Below are 10,987 nucleotides of genomic sequence, written 5' to 3'. Positions count from 1 at the left end.
TCATGCAAAAAATAGCTATATTGATTAACTCTCTTGGTGGTGGTGGTGCAGAGAGAGTTGTTAGTACCTTATTAAACGAGTTGTGCTTTGAATATGAATGTTATCTGATTTTATTAGAGAACAACATAGACTATCCACTTGATAACAGAATAAATGTTATTTGTTTAAACGAAGATGTAAATTTAAGTGGCGTAAAAAAACTAATCAGGCTTCCATTTTTGGCCTTTAAGCTAGCTAAAATCATTAAAAAATTTGGCTTTAATCAGGTAACAAGCTTTTTGTATAGGGCAAATTATATAAATATATTATCTAGTTTTTTTGCAAAACATAGGGTTGTTATTAGCGAGAGAATAGCGCCTACTGCAATGTATCGTAAGAATTCTCTCGAAGATTTAATTAGCAAAATTTTATTAAAAACTCTATATAAAAAGGCAGACTTGATAATATCGGTTTCAAAGGTAATAGAATTTGACTTGATTGAAAATTTTAATATTGGTGTTAAACAGGTGGTAATTTACAACCCATATGATATAGAGAGTATAAACAATAAGACCAACGAAAAAGTTTGCGTTGATATTGACAAGAAAAGTATAATCGCAGTTGGAACATTGTGTGATAGGAAAAATCAGCAGTTGATATTAAGATCATTTGCAAGAATAGCTGATAACGACTATGTATTATATCTACTGGGAAAAGGCGAAAATGAGAGTAAACTAAAAGTTCTTGCAAGAGAGCTTGGTATCGCCACGAGGGTAGTTTTTTTGGGTTTTGATAATAATCCATATAAATATCTTTCAAAATGCAGTATATTTGTACTCGGTTCAAATGCTGAAGGCTTCCCAAATGTGCTGGCAGAGGCAATGGCTTGTGGATGTGCAGTTATAAGTACGGATTGTCTTAGTGGTCCAAGGGAGATTTTAGCACCAAAAAGCGATATTAAATTTGAATTAAGAGATGATATTGAGCTTGCAGAATTTGGTGTGTTAGTGCCGGTGCAAGATGAGGCAAATTTGACAAAAGCGATAGAAGTTGTAATAGGTGATAATGAGTTAAGAGAGAAGTACCGACAAGTTGCTAAAGAAAGGGCTAATGACTTTAACATTGATGGTATTATAAAACGATACAAGGAAGTAATATGTGCGGGTTAGTTGGTTTTATAGATAAAAATAAAAATGAGCAAATTTTAGTAGATATGCTAGAGATACAGGCATATCGCGGTCCAGATGATAGAGGTGTTTTTTTTGATAAAAAAAGTGGCGTTCACCTTGGACACAACCGCCTATCCATAATGGATCTAAGTTCAAATGGACATCAGCCTTTTGTGAGTGATTGCGGTGGATATGTGATAGTTTTTAATGGAGAAGTTTATAACTTTAAAGCTATAAAGGGAGAGCTATTAGCCCTTGGCTATAAATTTGTATCAAATTCTGATACCGAAGTTATTTTATACTCTTATAAAGAGTGGGGTGATGAGTGTCTTGCTAAATTTATAGGAATGTTTGCATTCGCTATTTTGGATAAAAATAAAAATGAGCTATTCTTATGCCGTGATAGAGCTGGTGTAAAACCACTTTATTACTATTTTGATGGTATAAATTTTATTTTTTCTTCTGAGATCAAATCTTTTCACAAGCATCCAAAATTTAAGAAAGAGCAAAATTTAGATGCGCTAGCTTATTTTTTTCGGTTTGGCTACATTCCTGCACCTTATAGTATTTTCAAGGATTGTTTTAAACTTCCTGCTGGTTGTTATTTAAAATTTGATATTGTCAAAACAACATTTAAAATAACAAAATATTGGGATGTAGGATATTTTTATGCACAGCCAAAATTTAATAAAAATGAGAGTGAAATTTTAAACGAGCTTGAAGGTCTTTTAGATAGTGCAATAAATTTACGTACTATCGCTGATGTACCAGTTGGTGTCTTTTTAAGTGGCGGATATGATAGCTCACTGGTGGCTGCTTTACTAAGCAAAACGCAAAAGATTAATACATTTACCATAGGTTTTGATGACTCTAGATTTAACGAGGCTGCCCACGCAAAGCAAGTGGCCACGCACTTTGGTACAAATCATCATGAGTATTATATAAATGAAGCCGACATGCTTGCATATATCGACACTCTTTCTTTCTTTTATGATGAGCCTTTTGGGGATAGCTCTGCAGTAGCGACCATGGCAGTTTCAAAAATGGCAAAACAAGATGTAACAGTTGCACTTAGCGCAGATGGTGGAGATGAACATTTTTGTGGATATAGCAAGTATTTCTTTTTACATAAATTTCAGGGTATTTTTTCTACTTCGTTCAAGAAAAATTTGATAAAAATTGGATTAAATTTAATAAATGAAAAAATAGCCGACATGGCAAATCAAACCCTGCCAAATAATATCCGCCAGACAAATTTCAGAGATAAATTTCTAAAGTTAAAAAGAGCTATAAATAGTAAAAATTTAGACGAAATGTTTATAAATGCAAGTAGTTATGTAGATAGGTCGGACGTAACTAAATTTCTAAAAATAGGGCTAAAACAAGAGTATATGAATGTGTGGAAAAATGAGCTCAAGCTTGATTTTTTAGATCATATGATGATGTGTGATTATAAACTTTTTATGTGTGATGATGTGCTTACAAAAGTTGATCGCGCCACAATGAGTGTTAGCTTAGAGGGACGTGAGCCACTACTAGATCATCGTTTGATAGAGTATTTGGCACGCGTTCCAGTAAATATAAAATATAAGAATAATCAGCCAAAATATTTGCTAAGACAAATTCTGTACAAATATATCCCAAAAGATATAATAGACAAGCCAAAATCAGGCTTTCAGATCCCACTTGCAAAGTGGCTAAGAGGTGATCTAAGATGGCTTGTTGAAGAGAATCTGGACTCTAGGGCTTTAAATGATGAGATATTTGATGTAAAACAAATACAAAATTTAAAAGATAGATTTTATGCTGGAGAAGAGCTTCAAAGTCTTATTTGGTTTATTGTGGTTTATCAAATGTGGAAAAGGAGATGGCTTGAGTAAAAGCATCTTTATAGTGACAAATAGTGCTTGGAGTGGGTATAACTTTAGACTGAGCCTTGCAAATCACCTAAAGAAAAATGGTTTTAAAGTGTCGTTTGTTGTTCCGTTTGATGAAAAATACTCAGCTTTGTTGGAAGAAAATTTTGAAGTTTTTCATATAAATTTTGATGCAAAAGGGATAAATCCGTTAGTTGATCTTAAAACTTTTTTTAGTTTGCTAGCCCTTTATAAAAAGGAGAAGCCAGCTTGTGTCTTAAATTTTACTATTAAGCCAAATATTTATAGCTCACTTGCCTGTAAAATTTTAGGCATTTGTTGTATTAGCAATATCACGGGACTTGGGACAGTTTTTATAAAACAAAGTTTTGTAACAAGCATAGTTAAAATTCTTTATAAAATATCGCTAAATGCAAACAAGGTTGTATTCTTTCAAAATTTAGACGATCAAGACCTCTTTGCAAATTTGGACATTATTTCAAAAGGAAAATGCGACCTGCTACCAGGAAGTGGTGTAGATATAAATAAATTTGCCCCAAGACAAGAGAGCAAAAGCGACGAAAAATTTAAATTTTTATGTGTAGCAAGACTTATAAAAGATAAGGGCATTGTTGAGTTAGTTGAGGCTGGTAAAATTTTAAGAAAAAAAAGAGATGATTTTAAGATATTGCTACTCGGAGAAAAAAATGTCAAAAATAATACTGCCATTAGCGACGAAGAGTTAAATTTGTGGCTCAAAAACGACTTTTTGGACTATCTTGGTATGAGCGATGATGTAAGTAAGGTTGTGGCTAGTGCTGAGTGTGTCGTGCTGGCATCGTACAAAGAGGGAATGTCAAAAAGTTTATTGGAGGCCGCGTCCATGGCAAAGCCCTTAATAGCTACAAATGTTAGTGGTTGTAAAGAAATAGTAGATGATGGAGTAAATGGCTTTTTGTGTGAGCCAAAAAACTCTATAGATCTCGCTGAAAAAATGGAAAAAATTTTAAATCTTGACAAAAGCATTCTTGAAAAAATGGGTAAAAACGGTAGAGAAAAGATGATTTTGTCTTTTGATGAGAATATCGTCCTAGAAAAATATACGAAAGCTATTATGGACTAAACAGCTAAATACCTTTTTTGCCTAGTATTATCTCAAATGTTTTAAATATGGTTTTTATCTCCAGCCAAAGCGACCAGTGCTTGATGTAGTAAAGATCATACATCAGCTTTTGTTTAGCGTCGTGTGTGTTTGCGCCGTAAGGGTAGTTTACCTGTGCCCAGCCGGTGATGCCAGGGCGGACGATGTGACGTTCATTGTAGTAAGGGATCTCTTTTTCAAAGAAATTTATCCAATATCTTCGCTCTGGTCTTGGTCCTATTAGGTGCATCTGCCCGCGAAGTACATTTATGCATTGTGGCACCTCGTCGATGCGAGTTTTACGCATAAATTCGCCAAATTCAAAGACTCTCTCATCGTTTTTGCTAGCAAATTTTGCCCCATCTTTTTCAGCATCAACTACCATTGAGCGAAATTTGATACATTCAAATTCCCTGTTGCCCAGCCCAACCCTATTTTGCAAGAAATAAAGGCTGCCAGGGGACTGTTCGTCTATCTTTTTCTTTACGTAAAATTTAAGCACAAAAAGTACCACAAGAAGCATCGAGCAGCTTACATAGTCGATCACGCGTTTTAAGGCGTATTCAAGGGTATTATAAGGCTTTATGTCGTTCAAAAAGTTTAAATTTTCGCCATTTTCTGGGATGTAGCACTTTTGCAGATAAATTTCTAAAAAGCTCTCCACATTTAGAAATTTGATCTTTTTATACTTCGTCTTAAACTGCAAAAGCGTGAGAAATCTCACCAGCTTGCCATCAACTGGCTTTGCAGTATTTAGTACGATCAGCCTTTGATCGCCTGATTTTATGAGATTTTCTAGTGCGCTTCGCAAGGCTTTCGCATCGCTATTTTCATGGGATAAAAAATTTACCTGGCCAAATTTCTTCCTAAGCTTCTCTAGCTCGAGTTTGGTGAAAGTATATTTTTCGCCAAGGATGATCATAGGCCTATCCCTTTATCTTTATTTTAAATTTGCATTATAAAATTCGTCTAATTATACCCAAACGTGCTAATTGCATTTTTAAAAAAAGAGTTAAGGTTAAAATATGTCTCATAAATTTCTTGCTGTGCTTGTTCTAGCACTAATCTGCGCCATTTCTTTTGCGCTCTCAAACACGGTTTTGGCTAAATTTCACACAAGTCCGCTCATCATCTCGATCATTCTTGGCGCCATTTTTGCAAATCTTTTCACCAAACAAACTCAAATTTTAAAATCAAGCGGCGTCGTGGCGATCGCTGGGAAGCAAATTTTAAGGCTTGGTATCATACTTTTTGGCTTTAACATAAGCTTTAACCAGATCGCAAGCGTCGGTGCTCTTGGCGTGATATACTCAGCTTTTATGGTATTTGCGACCTTTTGCTTTGCGCTTTTTACCGCCAAAGCCTTAGGACTTAGCAAAGATAGTGCCGTGCTCATTGGCTCAGGGGCAAGCATCTGCGGTGCAGCTGCTGTTATGGCTACTCAAAATGAGATAAAAGCGGACGCAAACAAGCTTGCTATCGCCATTTGCACGGTGGTGCTCTTTGGGACGATTGGTATGTTTATCTATCCATTTATCGCTAAATTTCTAGCTCTCACGCCACACCAAACCGGCTTTTTTATCGGCGGCTCGCTTCACGAAGTAGCCCATGTAGTGGCAGCCTCAGCAGCATTTGATAGCACGACAAGTAGCACCGCTGTCATCATAAAAATGCTTCGCGTCATCATGCTAGTGCCATTTTTGTTTTTGCTAAATTTCTTAAATTTAAGCCAAAATAGCGGTGGCTCAAAACTAAAAAGCATACCATGGTTTGCGCTATTTTTCCTAGTGGCGATCTGCGTTAGGTCTTTGCCATTTTTCCCTGAAAATTTGGTACAAATTTTAAAGCTAGCCGCCAGCATCTGCCTTTGCGTCGCGATGTGTGCTTTGGGGTTTGGGATAGATAGGAGTATATTTAAAGCGACGGGCAAAAAGCCATTTTTGCTAGCATTTTTTATATTTTTATGGCTTATTTGCTCATCGCTTGTGTTTGTTAAGACTCTTTGCTAGTTTTTAGCTTTTGCAAAAACTCTTCGATGTTGTATTTTGCTCTGTAAGCTGGGCTTAAAAGGTGTATCAAGATGTCGCCAAGGTCCATCACGATCCAATCAGGCGAGCTCTCCGTACCTATAAATTTCTCTCCAAGAGGCTTTAGCTCCTCTTTTAGGTCTTCTCCTAGCGAGTAAGCATGCCTTTCACCAAGCGTAGTGGCGATAATTACGGCCTTTACGAAATAATCATCCCCGCTCATATCAAACACTTGTATCTCTTCGGCCTTTTTTGCGTCTAAAACCTTAACTATACTTTCGGTGCGCTCCTGCATCGATCTTTCCTGCATCTTTAATCCTTGGTAAAAATTTATAATCTCATCTTTTATCTCGCTAGGCAGCTCATCAAGCCCCTTTTGGTGCCTGATCTGCGACGAGCTAACATCGACGTGCACGTCCATTTTTTGTAAATTTTGTGGAATTTCTATGTGATTGCGCTTAGCGATCACAAACTGCACTAAATTTCTAAGCTCCTCGTAGCCATGCCACTTATCAAGCGTAGCTAGGTGGTCCGCGCCTATTATGAGATAAAATTTCTCTATCTTGAATTTCTCATACAAATACTTAACCGTCTCTATTGTAGGCACTGGGCGAGCTAAATTTATCTCATAGTCTGAGATCTCGACCTTCTCTAGGCCGCCCCAAATTTCTCTTATCCACTTTAGGCGAAGCTCTGGCGGAGCTGAAAATTCGCTCTTAAAAGGACTTATAAAAGTTGGCATGATGATGAGCTTGTCGATGTCAAGGCCGCTTAGTGCCATTTTCACAATGCTATCGTGTCCTAAATGAACCGGGTCAAAGCTCCCGCCAAAAAGTGCTAACTTCATCTATTAAAGTGCCTTGTTTATATTTGTTTTAAAATTCTTTTTTGTAGAATTAGGCGTAATTATATCAAAAGGAGCTAAGATGTCAGTTAAAGTAGCAATAAACGGCTTTGGGCGTATCGGTAGGTGTGCTGCTCGTATTATTTTAGAGCGTGATGATGTTGAGCTTGTCGCTATTAACGACACCGCAACAAGGGATATGACGAGGTATTTGCTCAAATACGACAGCGTTCATGGCGAATTTAAGCAAGACGTTAAGGTGATAAGCGACGATTTTATAGAAGTAAATGGCAAAAAGATAAGAGTTTTTTCTACAAGAGATCTAAACGAGCTTAGCTACGCAGACTACGGCGTAGACGTGGTTTTAGAGTGCACTGGCAAGTTTTTAACCACTGAAAAATGTGAGCCATATCTTGCTCGCGGCGTCAAAAAAGTCGTCATGAGCGCTCCAGCAAAAGACGACACTGCGACATTTGTAGTTGGCGTAAATGACGATAAATACGCGGGCGAAGCGATCGTCTCAAACGCAAGCTGCACCACAAACGGCCTAGCTCCAGTGGCAAAGGTGCTAAATGATAAATTTGGCATCGTAAAAGGGCTGATGACTACGATCCACGCATATACAAATGGTCAAAGCCTAGTTGATGTAAAAGCTAAAGACTTCCGCCGCTCACGCGCTGCAGCGCTAAATATCGGACCTACGACCACTGGAGCTGCAAAAGCGATCGCTAAAGTGCTTCCAGAGCTAAGTGGCAAGCTGCACGGCCAAGCAGTCCGCGTGCCAGTGGCAAACGTCTCAATGGTCGATCTAACGGCGGTTTTAAAAAGACCAGCTAGCAAAGAGGAGATAAACGAGGCATTTAGAGCGGCTGCGGAGTCAAATTTAAAGGGAATTTTATTCGTCGATGACGACTACAGAGTTAGCAGTGACTTTTGCACAAGCACCTTTAGCAGCATCGTAGCGAGCGACACTACACAGGTTATCGCTGATGATATGGTGAAGGTCTTTGCGTGGTACGACAACGAGTGGGGCTACTCAACAAGGCTTGTTGATCTTGCCAAGATCGTGGCTACAAAGTAAATTTAAAGGGTGAAAAATGAGTGATATTTTATCGATCAACGACCTTGAGCTTAATGGTGCAAAAGTCTTTATAAGGTGCGATTTTAACGTGCCTATGGACGAGTTTTTAAACATCACTGATGACCGCAGGATCCGCTCGGCGATACCAACTATCCGCTACTGCCTAGATAATGGCTGCAGCGTGGTTTTGGCTAGTCACCTTGGTCGTCCAAAAAATGGCTATGAAGAGAAATTTTCACTTCAAGGTGTTGCTAAGAGGCTATCAAGACTGCTTGATAGAGAGGTGATATTTGCTGAAGATGTGATCGGAAATGACGCTAAAACAAAGGCTGCGGCTCTAAAAGCTGGCGAAATTTTGATGATAGAAAATTTACGCTTTGAAAAAGGCGAGACCAAAAACGATGAGGCTTTGGCAAAAGAGCTTTCAGAATTTGGCGAATTTTACATCAATGACGCATTTGGCGTCTGCCACAGGGCACATAGCTCGGTTGAAGCGATCACTAAATTTTACGATGAAAAGCACAAGGCAGCGGGATTTTTACTACAAAAAGAGATAAATTTCGCTCAAAATTTGATAAAACATCCGTCACGTCCATTTGTTGCAGTCGTGGGCGGCTCAAAGGTGAGCGGCAAGCTTCAAGCATTGCATAACCTTCTTCCGCGCGTGGATAAGCTCATAATCGGTGGCGGTATGGCATTTACATTTTTAAAATCACTTGGCGAGAACATCGGAAATTCGCTCCTTGAAGAAGAGCTCATCGAAGATGCAAGGCAAATTTTACAAAAAGGCAAAGAGCTAGGGGTTAAAATTTACCTGCCAGTGGATGTCGTCGCTGCTCAGACATTTTCAGCTGAAAGTGCCGTAAAATACGTCCCAGCTCAAGAGATCCCAAGTGGCTGGATGGGGCTTGATATAGGACCAGCGTCGATTAGGCTATTTAAAGAGGTCATCGCCGATGCGCAAACCATCTGGTGGAACGGACCTATGGGCGTTTTTGAGATGGATAAATTTAGCAAAGGTAGTATCAAAATGAGCCACGCTATCATCGACACTCACGCGACAACTGTCGTTGGCGGCGGTGATACGGCTGACGTGGTTGAGCGCGCAGGCGACGCTGATGAGATGACATTTATCTCAACTGGCGGCGGTGCGAGCTTGGAGCTAATAGAAGGCAAAGAGCTGCCTGGCATAAAGCCGCTTAGAAAAGAGGAGTAGGTCTTGAAATTTCTAGCGAATTTAAAGTGCAACCACACAAGAGAGAGCTTTAGAGAGTACGCGAAAATTTTAGACGCAAATTTAAGCGCAAATGACGACGTGAGCGTATTTGCCCCAGCTAGCTCCTTTGATGAGAAAAGGCATCTTTTTAGGCTTGGAGCGCAGAATTTCTACCCGTGCGAGAGTGGGGCATTTACCGGCGAGATCGGCAAGGCAATGCTTGATGAATTTGAGATCAAAGATGTGCTGATCGGCCACTCTGAGAGGCGTGAAATTTTAAACGAGAGCGAGGAGTTTTTGCGAGCGAAATTTGACTTTGCCGCAAAAAATGGCTGGAATGTCATCTACTGCATCGGCGAAAATTTAAGCACAAACGAAAGCGGAGCGACCAAAGAATTTCTAAGCCGCCAGCTTGAAAATATAGACCTTGGTTATAAAAATTTAGTTATCGCATATGAGCCGATCTGGGCGATAGGAACCGGCAAAAGCGCTAGCATAGAGCAGATAGATGAGGTGCTAAGTTTCTTAAAGACAAAGGCAAACGTGCCGCTACTTTACGGCGGAAGCGTCAATGCAGCAAACATAGCTGATATCGCAGGTATAAAGAGCTGCGATGGGGTTTTGGTAGGCACAGCCAGCTGGGATGCGAATAATTTTTTAAATTTGATACGCGTTGTCTCGTGAGCGCTTTTAAATGAGTTCGAAATTTTAAGTCCGCGACAGGCTATTTGCCTAGTCTTGACCTAAAATTTCTACACAACATTAAAATTCATCTCACGATACTGCCGCTATTAAATTTGGTTTAAAATTTAAATATCGCTTAAAAGTCAAACAAAATAAAAAGGAGAAATGATGATACTAAAAGGTAAAAAAGGTCTAATCGTAGGCGTTGCAAACGCCAAGTCAATAGCTTACGGTATCGCAAAAGCTTGTCACGATCAAGGTGCGCAGATGGCATTTACATACCTAAATGACGCTCTTAAAAAGCGTGTAGAGCCGATCGCTGAGGAGTTTGGTAGTAAATTTGTCTATGAGCTTGATGTAAATAACCAAGCTCACTTAGATGGGCTCGCTAGCCAAATCAAAAAAGACCTTGGCGAGATCGATTTTGTCGTACATGCGGTGGCTTACGCACCAAAAGAGGCGCTTGAGGGCGAGTTTGTAAACACAACAAAAGAGGCATTTGATATAGCGATGGGCACTAGTGTTTATTCGCTACTAAGCCTTACTAGAGCGGTTTTGCCGGTGCTAAAAGAGGGCGGCTCGGTGCTAACTCTTACATATCTTGGCGGACCAAAATTTGTGCCACACTACAACGTCATGGGCGTTGCAAAAGCGGCACTTGAAAGCTCAGTTCGCTACCTAGCACACGATCTTGGCGCTAAAAATATCCGCGTAAATGCTATCAGTGCAGGTCCTATCAAAACGCTTGCTGCAAGCGGTATAGGCGACTTTAGGATGATTTTACGCTACAACGAAGTAAATAGCCCGCTAAAACGCAACGTCACGACTGAAGATGTCGGCAACAGCGCTATGTATCTGCTTAGCGACCTAGCTAGCGGCGTAACAGGCGAGGTTCATTACGTAGACTGCGGCTACAACATCATGGGCATGGGCGACGTAGCTACCGACGCCGAGGGCAACACGATCCTAGCTTGGGACGCAAAATAATCT

The 10,987-nt window shown here is 39.6% G+C and carries 10 protein-coding genes; 8 read left to right on the top strand and 2 right to left on the bottom strand.

Features of this window, described 5'->3' with window-relative positions:
- The first annotated feature begins 2 nt into the window (after nucleotides 1-2).
- From MTT09_RS08755 to MTT09_RS08745, 3 genes are read left to right on the top strand one after another with little or no spacing between them, the layout of a single operon-like run.
- Nucleotides 3-1,148, top strand: a complete 1,146-nt coding sequence (locus MTT09_RS08755) for a glycosyltransferase (protein ID WP_429803547.1) — start codon at nucleotides 3-5, stop codon at nucleotides 1,146-1,148.
- The gene (gene asnB, locus MTT09_RS08750) at nucleotides 1,136-3,028 is read left to right on the top strand and encodes an asparagine synthase (glutamine-hydrolyzing) (RefSeq protein WP_429803546.1); all 1,893 of its coding nucleotides are present in this window, start codon (nucleotides 1,136-1,138) and stop codon (nucleotides 3,026-3,028) included. The genes MTT09_RS08755 and asnB overlap by 13 nt, the downstream gene beginning before the upstream one ends.
- A complete protein-coding gene (locus MTT09_RS08745) occupies nucleotides 3,021-4,127 on the top strand; it encodes a glycosyltransferase family 4 protein (protein WP_429803545.1) in 1,107 nt (368 codons plus the stop codon). Before asnB ends, MTT09_RS08745 begins: the two co-directional genes overlap by 8 nt.
- A gap of 4 nt (nucleotides 4,128-4,131) precedes the next feature.
- Here MTT09_RS08745 and MTT09_RS08740 read toward each other — a convergent pair whose 3' ends face one another.
- Complete coding sequence (locus MTT09_RS08740) at nucleotides 4,132-5,067, bottom strand: sugar transferase (protein ID WP_429803544.1); 936 nt, start codon at nucleotides 5,065-5,067, stop codon at nucleotides 4,132-4,134.
- A gap of 103 nt (nucleotides 5,068-5,170) precedes the next feature.
- Here MTT09_RS08740 and MTT09_RS08735 point away from each other — a divergent pair, with 103 nt between their 5' ends.
- The gene (locus MTT09_RS08735) at nucleotides 5,171-6,154 is read left to right on the top strand and encodes a YeiH family protein (protein WP_429803543.1); all 984 of its coding nucleotides are present in this window, start codon (nucleotides 5,171-5,173) and stop codon (nucleotides 6,152-6,154) included.
- Here the strand turns inward: MTT09_RS08735 and nadD are convergent.
- The gene (gene nadD / locus MTT09_RS08730; RefSeq protein ID WP_103573482.1) at nucleotides 6,138-7,019 is read right to left on the bottom strand and encodes a nicotinate (nicotinamide) nucleotide adenylyltransferase; all 882 of its coding nucleotides are present in this window, start codon (nucleotides 7,017-7,019) and stop codon (nucleotides 6,138-6,140) included. The genes MTT09_RS08735 and nadD overlap by 17 nt on opposite strands.
- A gap of 79 nt (nucleotides 7,020-7,098) precedes the next feature.
- Between nadD and gap the strand changes: the two genes are divergently transcribed.
- The 4 genes from gap (at nucleotide 7,099) to fabI (ending at nucleotide 10,984) form a co-directional block, all read left to right on the top strand.
- The gene (gene gap / locus MTT09_RS08725) at nucleotides 7,099-8,097 is read left to right on the top strand and encodes a type I glyceraldehyde-3-phosphate dehydrogenase (protein ID WP_009294741.1); all 999 of its coding nucleotides are present in this window, start codon (nucleotides 7,099-7,101) and stop codon (nucleotides 8,095-8,097) included.
- 16 nt (nucleotides 8,098-8,113) lie between these two features.
- Nucleotides 8,114-9,313 (top strand): phosphoglycerate kinase, encoded by a 1,200-nt coding sequence (locus MTT09_RS08720; protein ID WP_429803542.1) that lies wholly within the window; start codon nucleotides 8,114-8,116, stop codon nucleotides 9,311-9,313.
- Nucleotides 9,314-9,316: 3 nt separating this feature from the next.
- Nucleotides 9,317-9,997 (top strand): triose-phosphate isomerase, encoded by a 681-nt coding sequence (locus MTT09_RS08715; protein WP_429803541.1) that lies wholly within the window; start codon nucleotides 9,317-9,319, stop codon nucleotides 9,995-9,997.
- A gap of 168 nt (nucleotides 9,998-10,165) precedes the next feature.
- Nucleotides 10,166-10,984 (top strand): enoyl-ACP reductase FabI, encoded by an 819-nt coding sequence (gene fabI / locus MTT09_RS08710; protein WP_021088025.1) that lies wholly within the window; start codon nucleotides 10,166-10,168, stop codon nucleotides 10,982-10,984.
- The last annotated feature ends 3 nt before the right edge of the window (nucleotides 10,985-10,987 follow it).

The organism is Campylobacter concisus (assembly GCF_050447505.1).
GTDB lineage: Bacteria > Campylobacterota > Campylobacteria > Campylobacterales > Campylobacteraceae > Campylobacter_A > Campylobacter_A concisus_BP.
This window is presented reverse-complemented; position numbering and strand designations above follow the sequence as displayed.

What these genes read in the sequence shown, in the direction of transcription:
- MTT09_RS08755 (WP_429803547.1), top strand. Translation starts at nt 3, where the DNA reads ATGCAAAAAATAGCTATATTGATTAACTCTCTTGGTGGTGGTGGTGCA.
- asnB (WP_429803546.1), top strand. Translation starts at nt 1,136, where the DNA reads ATGTGCGGGTTAGTTGGTTTTATAGATAAAAATAAAAATGAGCAAATT.
- MTT09_RS08740 (WP_429803544.1), bottom strand. Translation starts at nt 5,067, where the DNA reads ATGATCATCCTTGGCGAAAAATATACTTTCACCAAACTCGAGCTAGAG.
- MTT09_RS08735 (WP_429803543.1), top strand. Translation starts at nt 5,171, where the DNA reads ATGTCTCATAAATTTCTTGCTGTGCTTGTTCTAGCACTAATCTGCGCC.
- nadD (WP_103573482.1), bottom strand. Translation starts at nt 7,019, where the DNA reads ATGAAGTTAGCACTTTTTGGCGGGAGCTTTGACCCGGTTCATTTAGGA.
- gap (WP_009294741.1), top strand. Translation starts at nt 7,099, where the DNA reads ATGTCAGTTAAAGTAGCAATAAACGGCTTTGGGCGTATCGGTAGGTGT.
- MTT09_RS08720 (WP_429803542.1), top strand. Translation starts at nt 8,114, where the DNA reads ATGAGTGATATTTTATCGATCAACGACCTTGAGCTTAATGGTGCAAAA.
- fabI (WP_021088025.1), top strand. Translation starts at nt 10,166, where the DNA reads ATGATACTAAAAGGTAAAAAAGGTCTAATCGTAGGCGTTGCAAACGCC.